An 18,073-nucleotide genomic window follows, 5' to 3' on the forward strand; every position below is an offset into this window, starting at 1 on the left:
GATCACCACCGAACCCCCGGCCGCGAGGCGGGCGCAGGCGACAGAAGGACCGCAGGGCGGGAGCGAGTGAAACGAGCGACTGACCGAGGACCGCAGCGAGCGTGCGCCCGCCTCGCGGCCGGGGGTTCGGTGGTGATCGTGTCGATCAGCTGCTAATAAATGATGTTGTCGTACGGCCTCGGAGCCGGGGTTTCGAGCCGATCCGGCGTTGGGTCTCGACCGCGTCTCGCTCGCGGAGAGTCGTCGTGCGATCGACTCACACCGCGATCCCGCAACCGCCACGCTTTATTAATCCGGCCGAGTACCCGCGACATGGACCAGTTGCGGCAGTCGCTCCTCGACGCGCCGATCATCGAGAAAGGCGAGTACCAGTACTTCGTCCACCCGATCAGTGACGGCGTCCCCATGCTCGAACCGGAGCTGCTCCGGGAGATCGTCATCCGGATCATCCGGAAGGCGGAGCTGGAGAACGTCGACAAGATCGTCACCCCCGCGGCGATGGGGATCCACATCTCCACCGCGCTCTCGCTGATGACCGACATCCCGCTCGTCGTCATCCGGAAGCGCCAGTACGGCCTCGACGGCGAGGTCCCGCTGTTCCAGGAGACCGGCTACTCCGAGTCGGAGATGTACATCAACGACGTGGAGGAGGGCGACCGCGTCCTCGTCCTCGACGACGTGCTCTCGACCGGCGGCACGATGAAGGCCATCCTCGACGCGCTCACCGACGAGGTCGGCGCGGACGTCGTCGACGTCGTCGCCGTGATCAAGAAGGCGGGCGAGAACGAGCTCGACGAGACCGACTACAACGTGAAGACGCTGATCAACGTCACCGTCGAGGACGGCGAGGTCGTCGTCGTCGACGCGCAGGGCGACGAATAGGTCGGTAACTGTCGACCCGGGGGGACCACCTCGAAGTTTCTACTCGCAGGTTTATTAGTAGTCGACGGCGGACCGGCGGTTAACACCTCCAAAGCCCCGCCCGCCACCGCACCGCGCCTCACGCCTCCCCAGCCCCGTCGGGCGCGTCTGTCGGACTCCCTTCGGTCGTCCTCGTCGCGCCAGCGACTCCCTCGCACGCGCTTCTCGCGGCCGCCGAGGGCGGCCGCTCGACGGCGCGCGCCGGCCGCGACCGTGACGTTTGCTTATAAACCCGACGCCGCCCTTTGGCGCTGCCGGGCGCGGGCGTCTTTTATATCGAGGTCCTCAATGGCGGACTACACATGACTGACGCGTTGTTCGTCGTGAGCGAGGAGGGGTACTGGGCCGAGGAGTGTATCGAGCCGCTGACGACGCTCGAATCGGAGGGCGTCGACGTGACCGTCGCGACGCCGTCGGGGTCGCCCCCGGTCGTCGACGAGCGCTCGCTCGACCCCGAGGCCGCGGGCGGCGAGGAGCGAGTCGCGGAGCTCCGCGAGGTCGACGAGGAGCACCCCGAACTGAACGATCCGGAACCGGTCGCGACCGTCGACGCCGACGGCTACGAGGCGGTCGTCTTCCCCGGCGGCCACGGCACCGTCTGGGACGTGAACCAAGACCGGCACGCCCGGCAGTTGCTGCTCGACGCGGTCGCTGGCGACGACGGCGTCGCCCTCGTCGTCTGTCACGCCGTCGGCATCCTCGCGTTCACGCGCGAGGCCGACGGGACGCCGCTCGTCGAGGGGCGCGCCGTCACTGGCTTCCCGAACGACTGGGAGGACGGGATCGTCGACGACCACGACGTGATGCCGGACGGCCGGAAGCTCCCGTACTGGGTCGAAGACGAGGTCCGGCTGGCGGGCGCGGAGTGGGACGCCGAACTCGACGCCGACACCAGCGTCACCGTCGACGGCGACCTGATCACGGCCCGCGGCCCGGGCTCGTCGGCCGAGGCGGCGGAGACGCTGCTCGGCGAGCTCTGAGCGTGCCCGATGCGATCACGCCGAGCCGAGCCGGTCGGTGTCGGCCAGCGACACCGCGACGAACGCGGCGGCGCTCGCGATGACGCCGGGGACGACCGGGTCGACCGCGGTCAGCGATCCGAGCCTGTCGACCGTCCACACTTCGGTGAGGACCTGCCACGCCGTTGCGGTGACGAACCCGACCACGACGCCGGCGAAGGCCCCGTCGCCCGTGGCCGCGTCCCAGTGAAGCCCGCCGAGGACGGGAACGAACAGGGTCGACCCGAGCACGGACGTGTAGAGCGCGACGATGAGCTGGACCACCCCGCCTAACGGACCGGGGTTGACGGCGAGAGCGGCGGGGACGACCGCCGCGCCGACGGTCGCGATCCGGCTGACTCGCCGCACGCGCGCCGGCGTCGGCTCCGGGACGAGGCCCAGGGCCGGCAGCGTCCGCTCGTAGATGTCGTGGGCCACGGCCGCCGACGTGACCAGCAGCACCGAGTCGACGGTACTGAGCACCGCCGCGACGACCGCACCGAGCAGCAGCAGCCCCACCGCGGGACCGAACAGGTCGAGCGCGAGCCGGACGACGGACGCGTCCGGGTCGGCCAGCCCGGGGAACCGGACGCGCGCGAGCAGCCCCAGCGTCAGGATACACACGGCGATGACGGCCTGGATCGCGATGGAGATCGGGATCGCCCGCTTGACCGTCTCCGGGTCTCGCATGGCGTAGACCCGCGAGAGTTCGTACGGGGCCACCGCGATACCGAACCCGAACGACAGCGCCAGCCCGGTCGTGAGCGCTGGCGCCGAGGTGCCCGACAGCAACGCCGGGTCGATAGCCGCAGCCGCGTCGATGAGCGCCCTCGCGCCCCCAGTCTCGGCGACTCCGACGACGGCCGCCGCCGCGACGCCGAGGAGGAGGGCCGTGACCTGAACCGCGTCCGAATAGATGCTCAGCCGCATCCCACCGACGAGCGTGTACGAGAGCGCGACTGCGGCGAACACCGCGATGCCGAGGACCCGCGGCACTCCGAAGACGGCGTCGAGGATGACCGCCCCGGCGACGTACTGGGCGGTCGTGTACACGAGGTAGATGACGCTGACGAGGGCCGCGGTCGTCCCGCCGACCACCTCGTTGTCGCCGTCGAAGCGCGCCGAGAGGAACTCCGAGACGGTGATCCCGCCGCGGGCGCGCAGGTGCGGCCCCACGAACAGCAGCGACGCGACCCAGCCGGCCCAGATGCCGAGCCACACCAGGCCGAAGCTCACGCCCACGGCGTAGTGGATCCCGATCGTGCCGATGAGCGTCCCCGCGCTGACCTGCGTCGCGGTCAACGACATTGCACCGAACACGCCCCCGATCCGGCGGTCGGCCGCGTAGAACGACTCGGCGTTCGACGCGTCGGCCTCGCTGTGCGCCTCCGAGGAACCGATCACGCTACCAACCTGCCCGAGCGAACGAATAAGCGATGTCCTCAGTTTCGCGGCAAAAGCATCCGATATTATATACAACAGTTATTATGCGATCGCGTCTCGTGTGAACGCATGTCTATGGCCGACCGGCCGCCGATACGCGTCCTCTGCGTGGACGACGAGCCGGGGTTCGCGACGCTCACCGCGGACATCTTGGACCAACAGCACGATGACATTAGGGCCGTCGGCGTCACCTCCGCCGAGGCGGCGCTGGACCGGCTCGACGAGTCGACGTTCGACTGCGTGGTCAGCGACTACGACATGCCCGACGTCGACGGCCTCGAACTGCTCGATGCCGTGCGCGAGCGCTACCCGTCGAAGCCGTTCATCCTGTTCACCGGGCGCGGCAGCGAGGCCATCGCGAGCGAGGCGATCTCGTCCGGCGTCTCCGACTACCTCCAGAAGAGCGGCGGCCAAGAGCAGTACGAGCTCTTGGCGAACCGGATCCGAACGTGCGTCACGCGGCTCAGGGAACGACGGGACCGCGAGCGCGTCGAGGACTGGTACTCGCAGCTGTTCGAACAGCGGCTGATCGGCGCGGGGCTGTCACAGGACCGGAGCTTCGAGCTGGCGAACCGCCGCCTCGCCGAGATGCTCGGGATGCGGCGCGACGAACTCGTGGGCGAGCCGGTGTCGTCGATCGTCGCCCCGCACGATCGGGACCGAGTGGTCCGGGCGATCCGACGGCGAGAGTCCGGCGACGACGACCGCGTCAGATACACGATCGACCTCCTAGCGGCGGACGGCTCCACGTTTCAGGCGACGGTGGTCGGGAGCCGCGTCACCTACCGGGGCGAGCCCGCGATCCTCGGGCTCATCCAACCGACCGGCGCGGACGAGGCGGCGGCCTCGCAGGCGGTCCGCGGCCGCATCGAGGCCGCGAGCCGGATCCTCTCGCGCCCGCCGTCGGAACTGGACGCGCCGCTCCTGTCGACCGCGAACACGCACCTCGCCGAGGTCCTCGGAGCGCTCGACACCGGCGACTCGTCGCCGACTACCCCCGATCCGACCCGCCCCGTACAGCTCTCCGACGCCGTCGGCGAAGCGGTGTCACAGGCCGGCCTCTCGGCGACGGCGACCGTGACGGTGGACCCGGACGGGTCCATCGACCGCGACCGCGGGACCGTCGTCCTCGCCGTCCGGAACATCCTCCAAGCCGCGCTCGACGAGGCGGTCGACGCGGTCGCAGTCGACGCGCGAACGACGGCCGACGGCTTCCGAGTGCTCGTCCGCGACCCGCGGTCCGAGTCCGCCGAGGAGTGCTGCGTCGCCGAACTACCGTTCGACGTCGGCCTCGCCGGCGACGCGATGTACGGGATCGACCTCTTCATGCGGCGGATCCCGGGTGGCGTTCGCTGCGACGCAGTCGTCGCGGAGCGGTGAGTCGTCGGGCGACCGCTCAGCGGATCACGAACGCAGGCTCTTCGATCCGTTCGCTCTTACACTCGGGGCACCGTGACGGCTCGTTGACCGGATCGTCGAAGCCGTCGAACCCGCACTCGCGACAGGTCGGCGGCGCGACGAGAAACTCCTCGTCGGCCCCGCCGTCCCTTTCTTCGGATCCGCTCTCGTCGGTAACGGACCGCGAGACGTGTTCGAGGTGTTCGTATACCGTCGGCGTCGGCAGCGACAGCGTCGCCGCGAGGTCGCTCGCGGTCCGCGGTTCCTCGCGGAGGGCGTCGGCGATCCGCTGGCGAGTCGTCTCCATACCCAACGTTCGACACGGGCGAGTAAAACCGCCCGGTCGGCGTCCGACGCCGACACGGGCACAAGAGGTATGTCACCGGAGTGAGAGCGGGAGAGTATGAAAGCCGTCGTACTCGCGGGTGGCTACGCGACCAGGCTCTGGCCGATCACCGAACACCGGCCGAAAATGTTCCTCCCGGTTGGGGAAAACACCGTCATCGACGAGATATTCGAGGACTTGGAGGCCGACGACCGGGTCGACGAGGTGTTCGTCTCGACGAACGAGCGCTTCGCCGACACCTTCGCGGAGTACCTCGACGACAGCCCCTTCGAGAAGCCGACGCTCTCGGTCGAGGAGACGGTCGAGGAAGACGAGAAGTTCGGCGTCGTGGGAGCGCTCGAACAGCTCGTCGAGCGGGAGTCGGTCGACGACGATCTGATCGTCGTCGCCGGCGACAACATGATCAGCTTCGATCTGGGCGACTTCGCCGACTTCTTCGAGGACAAGGGAACGCCGACGCTGGCGGCCTACGACGTGGGCAACCGCGAGCGCGCGAAGTCGTACGGCCTCGTCCAGCTGGACGGCGACGAGGTGGTCGACTTCCAGGAAAAGCCCGACGACCCGGAGTCGACGCTCGTCTCCATCGCCTGCTACGCATTCCCCGCCGAGACGCTCCCGAAGCTCACCACCTACCTCGAAGACGGCGAGAACCCCGACGAGCCCGGCTGGTTCCTCCAGTGGCTCCAAGAGCGCGGGGCGGTCAACGCGTACACCTTCGACGGCGCATGGTTCGACATCGGTACCGCCGACAGCTACCTCGACGCGGTCGAGTACGCGCTCGACGGCGGGACGCTCGTCGACGACGACGCGACCGTCGAGGGGAGCGACCTGGGCGACGTGGTCCACGTGATGGGCGGCGCGACGGTGACCGACTCGACGCTCGACCGCGCCGTCGTCTTCGGGGACGCGACGATCACCGACTCCGAGGTCCGCAACTCCGTGATCGACACGGGCGCCACCCTGGAGGGAGTCGACCTCTCTGGCGCGCTGATCGGCTCGCACACCTCCATCACCGAGGGCGACGAGTTCTGACCGCCTCGGAGCGACCGCCGTCTCAGTCGTCGACGCCGGCCTGCGCGTGCGTGTGGTGATAGCAGTCGAACGCGGGGTCGCTGCCGTCGGTCGCGGGGTAGAAACAGACCCGTTGGTAGCGCTCGTTGTCGAGCAGGTTCGCCACGAACCCGCCGGTGTGTCGGGAGACCGAGTCGTACGGGTCGCCGCAGGCGGGACAGTTCGCCGGCGGATCCTCGGGAACGTACATGCGGCGCGGTGGTCGGAAGTACGTCCCCGAGCCGGAAAACGACCGCGCCGAGCGGCGGCGGTCGGAGCGGCTCAGGACCCGTTCGAGGAGTCGCCGCTCCCGCCCTCGACGCCGAGCGCGTCGAACAGCTTCCGCCGGACCGCCTCCTCGGTGAGGTGGAGGAGCGTGTCGCGCTTGTCGCCGCTCGCCTCGATGCCGGTGAAGATCCCGAGCGGGATCTCGAGCGACCCCTGCGTGGAGTGGCCGGCGGCGTCGCCCATCTCCGAGAACGCCTCGTCGAGCACGTTGCCGATGTTCAGCCGGATGTCCTTCGAACGCGCCGCGAGGTAGATCTTCTCGTCCGCGATGCCCAACACGGCCGTCGTCGTGATCCCTTCTAGGTTGAGGAGGTGTTGCGCGGCCTGCGCGAGCGCCTCGCGGTCACGGATGAACCCGGCCGTCGAGAAGAGGTGGCTCCCCTGGACCTCGCGGTTCTGGATCGCCTCCGCGAGCACGTCCAGCGTCTCCGGACTCATCGACGGCGACTCCACCTGTTCGAGCGTGTCGTGGTTCGCGAACGGGTGGAGGTACGCCGCCGCGGTCAGGTCGGCGGGCGTCGTGTCCCGCTTGAAATCCAGCGTCTCGGCGCGGATCCCGTAGAGGAGCGCGGTCGCGACCGCCTCCGAGGGCGACTGGTCGAACTCTTGGAGGTACTTCGTGAGGATCGTCGACGTTGAAGAGACGTTGGTCCGCACGTCGACGAAACGGGCGTCGAACGGCACCTCGGCCTCCAAGTGGTCGAGGTAGATGTCGACCGACACGTCGAGATCGAGGTCCTCGGCGGCGGCCTTCGCGAGGTCGACGGCCGCGATCGTCTCGTACTCGGAGAGCGGCGAGGCCTCGCCGCGGGCGAGCAGGTCGATCCCGAGGAGGTTGACGAACGCCCGGTTCTCTTGGTGGCCCACGTCGCCGGAGTAGATGATGTCGGCGTCGACGCCGAACGCCTCCGCGATCGCCTGGAGCGCGGTCGCGGACGCGATCGAGTCCGGCTCGGGGTTGTCGTGCGTGAGGATGGCCATCCGGTCGCCGCCGTCTTCGATGATCTCCGCCAGCTGGCGGGCCATGTACTCCAGCTCGCCGGTCTCCAGCGACTGGAGGGCACTGTCGGCGATCACCGTCGAGGGGTTAATCACCACGTCCGCGCCGCGCTCGCGCAGCTCGTCCTCGCTGACGGGGTCGGAGGCCCGGGCCACGAGGTAGTGGTCGCCGCCGGTCTCTCTGACCGCCGAGACGGCGGCCTTGTTCGCTTCCACGTCGCTGGCGAGGATCAACACGATGTCGCGGTCGGCGAGCTCGTCGACGACGTCCGGCTCGGCGATGTCTTGGACGCGCGCGTTGAGGTCCTGGTCGCGGAGCGCCTCGACGCGGCTCTCGTCGCGGTCGAGGATGAGGACGTCCTTCCCGCGCTCGGTCAGTTCCTCCGCGACGGCGTGACCGACGCTTCCACAGCCGAGGATGGCGTACCGGGTCCGCGCGGATCCGGATGCCCCACTACTCATTGGAGGGATTTCCGCGGCACGACACTTAACGAGTGCGCTCTCGGCGTCGTCCCCCGGCCACGAGGTCGCCGAGTCCGGCGGCTTCGCTCCCGAGAGACGCGTTCGGGTCCGAACGCGATACCGTCGCTTTCGTGCGATTGTACCGGCGTCCGCCGAGCGCCGACGGGGTCGAATGAAAAGGCCTTTTACCGTGACCCGGGTACGAACTTGTGAGGGCCGGTAGCTCAGTTAGGGAGAGCGACGGACTCTTAATCCGTCGGTCGCGTGTTCAAATCGCGCCCGGCCCGTACACTGAACCGCAGAGCGACAGCGATGCGGTGAGGGAACCGGACGGAAGCGATTTGAAGTAGAGAAGTCGCAGCGCGAGCGAAGCGAGCGACCGTCTTCTCGTGGTTCACAATCGCGCCCGGCCCGCTTCTCATAACGGTTCACCGTCTACTGACGAGTTCCCGCGTTGTGCCGCCGTCTCGAAAGGCGGAATCACGAACGGGGTAGAACGCCAGATCGGCGCCATCGAGGTGGCCGACGGCTCGGAGAACTAGCCGAGGGGGAAGAGTCGTGCCGAGACGGTTGATACGAACGTTGAACGGACGGCTCTGCCCGTCGACGGGACTCCTGGCGGACCGCACGGACAAACGGACGAGGGATCGAGCGCCACAGGACCGACACTCGATTCCGGCCCGCGGGGTGGCCGGAGTCAGACTGCGTGTGACACTCCTCACCCGTCTGGGAACTCAACGCCCGTGAACGCGAAGCGAGCGCCGCCCTCGGCGCTCTGCTCGACGCCTATCTCCCACCCGTGAGCGGTGGCGATCTGCTTGACGATGGTCAGTCCGAGGCCCGCGCCCCCTTCGCCCGTGGTGACTCCGTCTTCGAACAGTCGGTCGCGAAGGTCGTCTCGAATCCCCGCGCCGGTGTCTTCGACGTAGAACCCGTTCGGAATGGCTCCGACCCGCACGGTCACGTCCTCGCCGCCGTGTTCGACCGAGTTGCGGAACAGGTTTTCCAAGATCTGTCGCAATCGGCTCTCGTCGGCGGAAATGGCTATCTCTGTCTCGACGCGCAGCGACGCGTCGCCCGTGTCGACGCTCCCCCACGCCGACCGGCTGACCGCTTCGAGATTCGCGGGGGCGACTTCGTCGATCCGGTCGCCCGCCTTCGTCAACGAAACGAGGTCGGTGATCAGGGCCTCCATGCGAGTGAGGGCGGCGTCCGCCGTTTCGAGGTGTTCGCTGTCGGACTCCCTGCGGGCGAGTTCGATCCGCCCTTTCGCGACGTTCACCGGGTTTCGGAGGTCGTGACTGGCGACGTCGACGAACTGATCCAGCTGCTCGTTCCGCATCGTCAGGCGCTCGTTCGCCCGTTCGAGTTCGGAGACCGTCTCCGCGAGCTCCTCGTTCGTACGACGAAGCCGCGCCGCGTACACGCCGATGACCGTGCCGAGCGCCGCGCCGACGCTCAGCGATCCGGTCATCGAGAGCAGGATCGACGAGTCCGCTCGGGAGGCCATCTCCCCGAACCAGGCTCCGAGAATCACGAACGCGAGAAATCCGGTGACAGTCCATTTCAACACCGTCCGCTGGCTCGTCGCGGCGACCCCGTCCGATCGGAGCCGCCCGTACGACACCAATCCGACTCCGATGAGCATCGGAACCGCGGCCTGGAGTGCGAGTATCCCAAAGTCGACGTCCACGAGCACACTCATCACCCCTGTTACGACGATGATCGCCGCCCCCACGATAACGACGGGATTCATCTGAGTGTCGGGAGCCATTTTCGGATGTATTCCAGTATCCGATATTTAAATAATTTCGATATGTACGAGAGCCCTCGGCGCTCCGAGCGCCGGTCGAGGCCGTGATCGAGGGTCGAAACGAGCCCATGTGGCGCACTTATCCGGGCATTCAGCACGGCAGCGACCGAACAGATTATCCCGGCTACCCGCGCTGTGTTCGACGAAACACCCAGAAATAATCAATATAACGTCATTTCATCGAGGCTGACCTCCGGCGCGCGGAGCGATCGGTCGAGACGGCCGTCTCGCTCGTCGAGGACCTCATGACCGTCCACCCGTTCTCCGTCGAGCCGAGGCGGCTCTCCGAGTCGATGCGCGAGTCGAGCGCCGCGCCGACGGAGCGCGATGAGTGACGCCACGCCGCGGCCGGTCGGGCGGTCGCGCCGAGCGGCCCGCGGTGGGTGATTCCCGTGGCGCTTCTCGCCTCGTCGGTCGTCGTCTGCGAGGCGAACAAGACCCGGGCCGACCTCTCCGGGCTCTGGCTCGACGAGTACGCCCCCGCCGAGGGCTGACGACCGCCCAGTTCGCCGAGGCGTTCGACGGCGGGGTCGCGGTCCTCGTGCCGGACGAGTCGCTCGGCGACGGGGCGGCCGAGGAGATACTGGAACGGTCGCGGTCGGAGGCGTCGCTCTGTCGCGTGCTCTGCGTCAGGGAGCGGTCGGCCCCGGACGCGGAGGCGCCGTACGGCCGCGACATCGAACGCCCGGTGTTCGAGGCGGACCTCGTCGACACCGTCGAGACGCTGTTCCACCGGGCCGACTACCACCTGCTCTTGGACCAGCACTACCGGACCACCGTGCTTATCTCGGCGTACGAGTGGCGGGACGGCGGCGATCCGACGGACGACGGCCGGTACGACCGACTCGTCGGCCGGACCGAGCGCTTCCGGAAGTAGCTGACTCGGCTGCGACGACGGATGAGCGGCGAGGACGTTCGCGCCGTCGCCGAGGGGATCGCGGTCGGCGACGGCGACGGCGTCGCCGAGCAGGAGTCCGTCGAGAGCAAGTACCGCCCCGACGAGTGCGCCCGGCGCGGGAGCGACCGGACCGAACGGGTCGACGGCGAACGGGCGGCGGTGAAGATCGACGCGTACGTGTGGCGGTGCGAGCGCTGCGGCCACGTGGACATGCGGGCGGGCGCGAACCACCGACGCGTCACCTCCTCCAACCGCTGAGGCGGTCGGCGAGCAGTTCGCTCAACCGCCCCTGCGCCGCTCGCCGCGGCGTGGGTGATTTATGTGCTTCGCCGACGACGACGCTGCGTACATGTCGAGTCTCGACGACGCGGCGGCGGTGATAACGGGAGCGAGTTCGGGAATCGGTGAGGCGACGGCGCACGCGCTCGCCGAGCGCGGGGCGAACGTCGTCCTCGTGGCGCGGCGGCGCGAGGCGCTCGAATCGGTCGCGGACGACGTGCGGTCCGAGCACGGCGTCGAGGCCGTGGTCGCGGACGGCGACGTGCGCGACCCGGCGACCTCGCAAGCGGCGGTCGAGGCCGCGGTCGACGAGTTCGGCGACCTCGACGTGGCCGTCGTCAACGCGGGCGTCGCCCGCGGGAGCGACGTGGCGACGATGACCGACGAGGAGTACTCGGTGATGCAGGAGACGAACGTCGACGGCGCGTTCTTCCTCACGCGCGCGGCGCTCCCGCACCTCACGGAGAGCGAGGGGAGCCTGATCGCGGTCGGCAGCTTCGCCGGGGAGTACCCGCGGTCGTTCAACCCCGTGTACGCCGCGACGAAGTGGTGGGTCCGCGGGTTCGCGCACAGCGTCGCGGCGCAGGTCGGCGACGAGGGCGTGGCCGTCTCCGTGGTCAACCCCTCGGAGGTCCGGACGGAGTTCGGGAGCGAGGACGGCGAACCGTTCGAGGAGCGGTTCGAGCCCGGGAGCGTCACCGAGCCCGAGGAGGTGGCTGAGGCGATCGCCTTCGCCGCGTCGCGGCCCGGCTCGACGGCCCAGGAGATCGACCTCTTCCGGCGCGACAAGTTCGCCGACACGCTGTAGCCGCCCCGGTCCGGGCGGACGAGCCGTCGAGCGTCGGGCCCCGGCCTTCGAACCGTAACCCCTTTTGAATCACCGGACGGCGGACGCGTGTGAGCAACGCGACGGACGGACCGAAGCGATCGCAGTTCTGGGCGCTGTACCTCACTCGGTTCGCGGAGGGGTTCGGCTTCATCACGTTGCTGACGCTTCTGCCGACGTACATCAACGCCTTGGACCCGCAGGCGGTCACCGTGCTGGGCGTCACGGTCTCGGCCGGCTTCGTCATCGGGATGTACACCACCGGGTTCACGCTCGCGCAGACGGCCGCGGTAGTCCCGCTCGCGTGGGCCGGCGACCGGTTCGACAAGCGGCGCGTCCTCCTTGCCGTTCTCGTGGCCGGTGCGGGCGTGTACGCGCTGTTCCCGCTGGTCGACTCCTCGGCCACGTTCGTCGCCGTGCGCGCGCTTCAGGGGTTCGTCGTCACCGGCGCGGGGCTGATGACGCTCTCGCTCGTCGGCCAGATCGCCGAAGCGGGCACCCGGGCAGACAAGATCGGGAAGGCGAACGCCGCCTCGTTCGCCGCCTCGATACTCGGCTCGCTCGGCGCGGGCGCCATCTACGACGCCGTCGGCTTCGGGCCCGTCTTCGGGGTCATCACGGCGCTGATGGTGGCCGCGTGGCTCGTCACGTGGGGCGTGCTCGACGACGACCCGACGCGGATCGAGGGGTTCCCCTTCACCGACCTCGCGGTCAACCGCAAGCTCCTGACGATATCGACGTTCCGGGCGCAGTACGCCTTCGCGGTGACGATGGTCCGGACGTGGGTTCCCATCTACGCGGGGACGGCGGTCGGCGGCGGGGGGCTCGCGGTCGGGGCGACCGCGGTGGCGGTGACGGTCACCGCCGAGAAGGCGACCAACATGGTCGGGCAACTGTTCACGGGTCGGCTCTCAGACGCCTACGGGCGGTCGCTGTTCGTGTTCGGCGGCGGCGGAGCCTACGGGGTGATCGCGATGGCGATCCCGTTCTCGGCGCCGATCGGTGCCGCCCTCGGTAGCGGCGTCACGGTCCCCGTACTGGGCGCGCTCCCGCCGGCGTACCTTCCGCTCGTCTGCCTCTCGGGACTCCTCGGCGTCGCCGACTCGTTCCGGGAGCCGGCCAGCATGGCGCTGTTCGCCGACGAGGGGACCGACGACGGCGGCGTCGCCTCCAGTTTCGGCATCCGAGAGCTGGTGTGGCGGCCGGGGTCGGTGGCCGGCCCTCTCATCGCCGGCTGGCTCATGGTCGAGGTGAGCATGGCGTCCGTCTTCTACGTCGGCGGCGCGTTCGCGGTCACCGGCGTCCTCGCGTTCCTCGCGATCCTCGCGCGGGACCACGGTCGCGCGGCGCTGACGACGTGGTAGGACCGCGTGCGGCCCGCACACCGAGCGGCCACGTCCGCTTACCGCTTCCGCAGCGCGGCGCGGTAGTGCGGGCCGTCGCCGGAGCCCTCGCGGTCGACCGCGTCCACGACCCAGTCGGTCCCAACGGCGGCCTCGCGGAGTCGGTCCGGCGAGAACAGCCGGAAGTGGAGCGTCGGGTCCGTCTCCCCGTCGTACCGGAACCACATGAGGCGGTGCGCGAGCCCCGGCGTCGGGTCCGCGCGGTAGCCGAACAGGTCTGCCGCCTCGGAGTGCTCGGGATCGTAGCAGTCGACCACCGCGGTCGCGTCGGGCGTCGTCACGAACGCGAGGTCGCTGAGGAACGCCGAGAGCCCGCGCATCGACCCCGCCAGCCCGATCTGCGTCCCGATCGCGAGCGCCGACGCGAATCGGTCGCGCTCGAACGACTCGCGGAGAGCGAACATGTCGCCCTCCCTCGCGTCGGCGACGCCGCGGTCCCGCATTGTCTCGACGAGCGCCGGGCTGGCTTCGACGGCCACCGTCTCGAACCGCTCCTGAAACCGCAGCGCGTGGCGGCCAGCGCCGGCGCCGAGGTCGACCAGCGGGCACTCCAGCCGGGACGCTAGCCACGACCCCGCCTCGTCGTCGGGGTCGAACTCGGTGAAATAGAACGCCACGATCGGATGTTCGCGGACCGCCTCGCCGTCTCCCTGGTAGAGCGGCTCCGTCCGGTCGCCACGGTTGTGGTCGCGGAGCGCGCGTCCGAAGGCGTCGGCCATACGCCGGACTGTCCGCTCACGGTGAAAAGCGGTCCGTGATATCGTCACGCAGTGACGCATCGGGTCGCACCTCGTGTCCGCCGGCGACGGGACCGGACGCAGTTGACCGTTCAGTCGTCGCCCTCGGCGGCCGACCCGCCGGTCGAGTCGGCGACCCGCTTCGTCTCGCTGTCCACGCTGATCCCCTCCCAGTCGTCGTCGGTGTGGAACCCCTCGCGCTCCTTCGCGCCGGGGGCGACGCGCATGAACTCGGCGCGCTCCCGGGCGCCTTCGAGCGTGTGCCCGCCGCAGTACGAGAGGCCCGAACGAATCCCCTGGCAGAACTCCTCGGCGACCGTCCCCACCGGGCCCTTGAAGGGCGTCAGCGCCTCGACGCCCTCGTCGGCGCCCACGTTCGCGCCTTTGTCGTCCCGGTCCTCGGCGGCGGCGGTCGTCGCCATCCCGCGCGACCGCTTGTACCGTGTCCCGTCGACCTCGACGACCGCCCCCGGGGCCTCCGCCGTCCCGGCGAAGAGGCTCCCGAGCATCACCGTGTCGGCCCCCGCCATCAGCGCCTTCGCCGCGTCGCCGGAGGTCCGAATGCCGCCGTCGGCGCAGATCGTCACGTCGAGGTCCGCGGCCGCGGTCGCGCAGTCGTCGACCGCGGTGAGCTGTGGGACGCCGGCCCCGGCGACCTTCCGCGTCGTACAGTGCGAACCCGGCCCGATGCCGACCTTCACGCAGTCGGCCCCGGCCGCCGCGAGGTCCTCGACGCCCGCCGGCGTGGCGACGTTGCCGGCGACGAGGTCCGTCTCCGGGAACTCCGCCGCGATCTCCTCGACGGCCGCGATCGTCCGGTCGAGGTGGCCGTGCGCGACGTCGACGACGATCGCGTCCACGCCGGCGTCGACCAGCGCGGCGCTGCGAGCGAGGTGGTCCTCGTTGATGCCGACCGCGGCCGCGACCCGCTCGCCGGCCGCGGCCACCCGCTCGACCTGCGCCGACTGCTCGTCGACGGTGAGGAAGCGGTGGAGGACGCCGAGCCCGCCGGCCCGCGAGAGCTCGATCGCCAGTTCGGCCTCCGTGACGGTGTCCATCGCCGCCGAGACCAGCGGGGTCTCCAGTTCGACGTTCGGCGTGAACCGCGTCGACAGGTCCACGTCGCTCCGGCTGTCGACGGGCGACCGCTGCGGGACGAGCAGCACGTCCCCGTAGCTCAGCCCGGTTCGTAGATCGTTCATACCCTTAGCGGGACGGGAGACGGACGGTGAAAAACCTCTCGATAGCCGGAGCGGGCGCGGTCGCGCTGCCGCGACGCGTCAGTACCCCTGCTCGGCCAGGGCGCCCTCGAGCGCCGCGAGGACGTACTCGACGTTCTTCGGGCGGGCAGAGTGCCCCATACAGCCGATGCGCCAGATGTCGCCCTCCAGGTCCCCGAGCCCGGAGGCGATCTCCAGGTCGTACTCGTCGAGCAGGCGGTCGATGACGGCGGCGTCGTCGACCCCGTCGGGCACCCGGACCGCGTTCAGACTTGGGAGCCAGTACTCGTCGGGAGCGTTCATTTCGAGGCCCAGATCGCGGAGCCCTACCTTCAGGTCGCCGGCGACCTCGCGGTGACGCGTCCACCGCTCTTCGATCCCCTCCTCGGCGACGAGGCGGAGCGCCTCGCGGAGCGCGTACACGTTCGTGATCGGCGCGGTGTGGTGGTACGCGCGCTCGTCGCCCCAGTACCCCTCCAACAGCGAGAGGTCGAGGTACCACGAGCGGGCCGGCTCCTCGCGGTCGAGCACCTTGTTCATCGCGCGGTCGTTGAGCGTGAGTGGGCTCGCCCCCGGCGGACACGAGAGGCACTTCTGCGGGCCGGAGTAGGCGGCGTCGACGCCCCACTCGTCGACGCGCATCTCGACGCCGCCGAGCGAGGTGACGCAGTCCGCGATCACGAACGCGTCGTGAGCGTGCGCGATGTCGGTCAATTCGGAGACGTTCGGCTGGCGGACGCCCGTCGACGTCTCCGCGTGGACGAACCCGAACACGTCCGGCTGGTGTTCGTTGAAGGCGCGCTCGACGTCGACGGGGTCGAGGGGCTCGCCCCACGGAGCGTCCACCTCGACGACCTCGCCGCCCGCGCGCTCGGCCATCGACTTCATCCGGCCGCCGAAGTAGCCGTTCGTCGGTACCAGCATCGTGTCGCCCGGCTCGACGAGGTTGCCGATGGCGGCCTCCATCGACGCCGACCCGGTCCCGGAGACCGGGATCGTCCACTGGTTGTCGGTCCGGAACGTGTAGCGCAACAGCTCCTGGACCTCGTCCATGATCTCGACGAACGACGGGTCGAGATGGCCGACGAGCGGCGTGCTCATCGCCTTGAGGACGTGCGGGTGGACGTCGCTCGGACCGGGGCCCATCAGCGTGCGGTCCGGCGGCGTCAGCTCCCCCACGTCGGGCGCTTTCTCGTCGACGCCGCGTTCGGCGTATCGCTCTGACATGCGCTTGAGTCCAGCCAGCGGTGACAAAAACCCGACGGAACGCGCGGGCTCGCCGACGCAGTGACGGCCGACGACGACGGCCGGCCGCTATCGCTGCGCCGCGAGCGGGTGCCCGGCCGATCGAAGTCGCCGCACCGCGAGCGGGCGCCCGGCCGATCGAACTCCGTCGACCCGCGCAGACGCTCGGTGGTCCGGGGCGGTGACCACCGGTACCTAAATCCCCGTGACGCGTATGACGCGACATGAGCGACCGCGCGGGCGAATCGAGCGCAGACCAGGACCTCCAGACCGTCATCGACCGGATGGCCGACGGGTTCTTCGCCCTCGACGCGGACTGGAGGGTCACGTACGCCAACGAGGAGGGACGGCGGATCCTGCGGGCCGCGATGCGCGACGACGCGGTCGATCCGAGCGAGACGGTTGTGGGGTGTCACCTGTGGGACTCGATCCCGAATTCGACCGGGACGGAGTTCTACGAGCGGTACCACCACGCCATGGACGTCCAAGAGTCCGTCTCGTTCGACTCGTACTACGAACCGCTGGGCGTCTGGTTCGACGTGCGCGTGTTCCCCTCCGACGAGGGGCTCTCGGTGTACCTCCGGGACATCACCGAGCGACGCGACCTAGAGCGGCGCCAGCGGGAGAGCCTCCGGGCCATCCAGCGCCTCTACGCGGTCTCCTCGGACCAGGACCGCACCTTCGAGGAGAAGGTCGAGGCGATACTGACGCTCGGCTGCGAGTACCTCGACGTGCCGAACGGCTTCCTCACCCGGATCGAGGACGGCACCCAGCACGTCGAGATATCGCACGCGGAACACCCGCTGCTACAGGCCGGCGAGACCTGCCCCCTCGACGAGGCGTACTGTAAGCGGACCATCGAGCGCGACCGGCTGTTGACAGTCGTCGACGCCTCCGAGAACGGGTGGAACGACGACTCGGCCTACGAGACGTTCGGCCTCGAGACGTACATCGGCGGACAGGTCGAGATCGACGGCGAGCAGTACGGGACGCTCTGCTTCGCCGCGACCACGCCGCGCGGCGAGCCGTTCACGGACACGCAGCGGACGTTCGTCGAACTGCTGACGCGGTGGGTGAGCTACGAGCTGGAGCGACAGCACGCGGCGGAGCAGCTCGAACGCGAACGCGACCGGCTCGACGAGTTCGCCAGCGTCGTGAGCCACGACCTCCGGAACCCGCTCACGGCCGCCCGGGGTCGGCTGGACCTCCTCGCGGAGGAGTCCGACAGCGACCACATCGCCCCGATCGAGCGGTCGCTCTCACGGATGGAGACGCTCATCGACGACCTGCTGGCGCTCGCGCGCGAGGGGAGCGACGTCGAGGACCCGGACCCGGTCGACCTCGCGGCGCTCGCGACCGACGCGTGGAAGACGAGCGACAGTCGGGGCGGGACGCTTCGCGTCGCGCTCGACGACTCTGAAGTCCTCGCCGACGAGGCGCGGCTGCGACAGCTGTTCGAGAACCTGTTCCGGAACGCCGTGGAACACGGCGGCGAGGACGTGACGGTCACCGTCGGACCGCTCGCGGACGGCGCCGGGTTCTACGTGGCCGACGACGGAGAAGGGATCCCCGAAGCGGAGCGGGACCAGGTGTTCGAGACCGGCTACACGACGACGACGGACGGGACGGGGTTCGGGCTGAACATCGTCGCCGAGATCGCCGACGCGCACGGCTGGGCGGTGCGAGTGACGGCGTCCGAGGCGGACGGCGCCCGGTTCGAGATCACCGGCGTCGAGGCCGCCTGAGC

At 69.5% G+C, this 18,073-nt stretch carries 17 protein-coding genes and 1 tRNA gene; 10 read left to right on the forward strand and 8 right to left on the reverse strand.

All coding sequences use genetic code 11. From position 1 onward, the window contains the following. The first annotated feature begins 312 nt into the window (after nucleotides 1-312). The gene (gene hpt, locus EXE52_RS09060) at nucleotides 313-882 is read left to right on the forward strand and encodes a hypoxanthine/guanine phosphoribosyltransferase (protein ID WP_008446308.1); all 570 of its coding nucleotides are present in this window, start codon (nucleotides 313-315) and stop codon (nucleotides 880-882) included. 341 nt (nucleotides 883-1,223) lie between these two features. Beyond that, nucleotides 1,224-1,901 (forward strand): type 1 glutamine amidotransferase domain-containing protein, encoded by a 678-nt coding sequence (locus tag EXE52_RS09065; RefSeq protein WP_089307708.1) that lies wholly within the window; start codon nucleotides 1,224-1,226, stop codon nucleotides 1,899-1,901. Between the two features lie 15 nt (nucleotides 1,902-1,916). Here EXE52_RS09065 and EXE52_RS09070 read toward each other — a convergent pair whose 3' ends face one another. Beyond that, complete coding sequence (locus EXE52_RS09070) at nucleotides 1,917-3,323, reverse strand: sodium:solute symporter (RefSeq protein WP_089307707.1); 1,407 nt, start codon at nucleotides 3,321-3,323, stop codon at nucleotides 1,917-1,919. A gap of 108 nt (nucleotides 3,324-3,431) precedes the next feature. Here EXE52_RS09070 and EXE52_RS09075 point away from each other — a divergent pair, with 108 nt between their 5' ends. Beyond that, nucleotides 3,432-4,742 (forward strand): response regulator, encoded by a 1,311-nt coding sequence (locus EXE52_RS09075; protein ID WP_089307706.1) that lies wholly within the window; start codon nucleotides 3,432-3,434, stop codon nucleotides 4,740-4,742. Nucleotides 4,743-4,758: 16 nt separating this feature from the next. Here the strand turns inward: EXE52_RS09075 and EXE52_RS09080 are convergent, their stop codons facing one another. Then, nucleotides 4,759-5,067: a transcriptional regulator gene (locus tag EXE52_RS09080; protein WP_049929682.1), complete on the reverse strand. Its 309-nt coding sequence runs from the start codon at nucleotides 5,065-5,067 to the stop codon at nucleotides 4,759-4,761. Nucleotides 5,068-5,163: 96 nt separating this feature from the next. Here EXE52_RS09080 and EXE52_RS09085 point away from each other — a divergent pair, with 96 nt between their 5' ends. Then, nucleotides 5,164-6,138, forward strand: coding sequence for a sugar phosphate nucleotidyltransferase (locus EXE52_RS09085; RefSeq protein WP_089307705.1), 975 nt, complete (start codon nucleotides 5,164-5,166; stop codon nucleotides 6,136-6,138). Between the two features lie 22 nt (nucleotides 6,139-6,160). Here EXE52_RS09085 and EXE52_RS09090 read toward each other — a convergent pair whose 3' ends face one another. Both EXE52_RS09090 and EXE52_RS09095 read right to left on the reverse strand, forming a co-directional pair. After that, complete coding sequence (locus EXE52_RS09090) at nucleotides 6,161-6,367, reverse strand: hypothetical protein (protein WP_049929680.1); 207 nt, start codon at nucleotides 6,365-6,367, stop codon at nucleotides 6,161-6,163. Between the two features lie 71 nt (nucleotides 6,368-6,438). After that, nucleotides 6,439-7,905 (reverse strand): DHH family phosphoesterase, encoded by a 1,467-nt coding sequence (locus EXE52_RS09095; protein WP_086220460.1) that lies wholly within the window; start codon nucleotides 7,903-7,905, stop codon nucleotides 6,439-6,441. Nucleotides 7,906-8,118: 213 nt separating this feature from the next. Between EXE52_RS09095 and EXE52_RS09100 the strand changes: the two genes are divergently transcribed. Beyond that, nucleotides 8,119-8,192: transfer RNA gene (locus tag EXE52_RS09100), tRNA-Lys, on the forward strand. Nucleotides 8,193-8,623: 431 nt separating this feature from the next. Here EXE52_RS09100 and EXE52_RS09105 read toward each other — a convergent pair. Beyond that, nucleotides 8,624-9,679: a sensor histidine kinase KdpD gene (locus EXE52_RS09105; protein WP_241988236.1), complete on the reverse strand. Its 1,056-nt coding sequence runs from the start codon at nucleotides 9,677-9,679 to the stop codon at nucleotides 8,624-8,626. Nucleotides 9,680-10,259: 580 nt separating this feature from the next. On the opposite strand from EXE52_RS09105, the gene EXE52_RS18735 reads away from it, so the two are divergent. The 4 genes from EXE52_RS18735 (at nucleotide 10,260) to EXE52_RS09120 (ending at nucleotide 13,085) form a co-directional block, all read left to right on the forward strand. Further along, on the forward strand, nucleotides 10,260-10,595 hold the full coding sequence (locus tag EXE52_RS18735) for a hypothetical protein (RefSeq protein WP_241988237.1): 336 nt from the start codon (nucleotides 10,260-10,262) through the stop codon (nucleotides 10,593-10,595). A 21-nt stretch (nucleotides 10,596-10,616) separates the two neighbouring features. Next, on the forward strand, nucleotides 10,617-10,874 hold the full coding sequence (locus EXE52_RS18740) for a hypothetical protein (protein WP_241988238.1): 258 nt from the start codon (nucleotides 10,617-10,619) through the stop codon (nucleotides 10,872-10,874). Nucleotides 10,875-10,965: 91 nt separating this feature from the next. After that, entirely contained in the window at nucleotides 10,966-11,703 is a 738-nt protein-coding gene (locus tag EXE52_RS09115) for an SDR family oxidoreductase (protein ID WP_089307704.1), read from the forward strand. 89 nt (nucleotides 11,704-11,792) lie between these two features. Continuing rightward, nucleotides 11,793-13,085, forward strand: a complete 1,293-nt coding sequence (locus EXE52_RS09120) for an MFS transporter (RefSeq protein ID WP_086216275.1) — start codon at nucleotides 11,793-11,795, stop codon at nucleotides 13,083-13,085. A 38-nt stretch (nucleotides 13,086-13,123) separates the two neighbouring features. Here the strand turns inward: EXE52_RS09120 and EXE52_RS09125 are convergent, their stop codons facing one another. The 3 genes from EXE52_RS09125 to EXE52_RS09135 form a co-directional block, all read right to left on the reverse strand. Beyond that, nucleotides 13,124-13,843 carry a class I SAM-dependent methyltransferase gene (locus tag EXE52_RS09125; RefSeq protein WP_089307703.1) on the reverse strand — a complete coding sequence of 240 codons (720 nt, stop codon included), beginning with the start codon at nucleotides 13,841-13,843 and terminating at the stop codon, nucleotides 13,124-13,126. A gap of 110 nt (nucleotides 13,844-13,953) precedes the next feature. Then, complete coding sequence (locus EXE52_RS09130; RefSeq protein ID WP_049929675.1) at nucleotides 13,954-15,063, reverse strand: guanosine monophosphate reductase; 1,110 nt, start codon at nucleotides 15,061-15,063, stop codon at nucleotides 13,954-13,956. Nucleotides 15,064-15,141: 78 nt separating this feature from the next. Continuing rightward, the gene (locus tag EXE52_RS09135; protein WP_089307702.1) at nucleotides 15,142-16,308 is read right to left on the reverse strand and encodes an alanine--glyoxylate aminotransferase family protein; all 1,167 of its coding nucleotides are present in this window, start codon (nucleotides 16,306-16,308) and stop codon (nucleotides 15,142-15,144) included. A gap of 242 nt (nucleotides 16,309-16,550) precedes the next feature. On the opposite strand from EXE52_RS09135, the gene EXE52_RS09140 reads away from it, so the two are divergent. Beyond that, the gene (locus EXE52_RS09140) at nucleotides 16,551-18,071 is read left to right on the forward strand and encodes an ATP-binding protein (RefSeq protein ID WP_049929673.1); all 1,521 of its coding nucleotides are present in this window, start codon (nucleotides 16,551-16,553) and stop codon (nucleotides 18,069-18,071) included. Nucleotides 18,072-18,073: the final 2 nt, after the last annotated feature.

The organism is Halorubrum sp. CGM4_25_10-8A (genome assembly GCF_005435025.1).
In the GTDB taxonomy this organism is placed as follows: domain Archaea; phylum Halobacteriota; class Halobacteria; order Halobacteriales; family Haloferacaceae; genus Halorubrum; species Halorubrum ezzemoulense.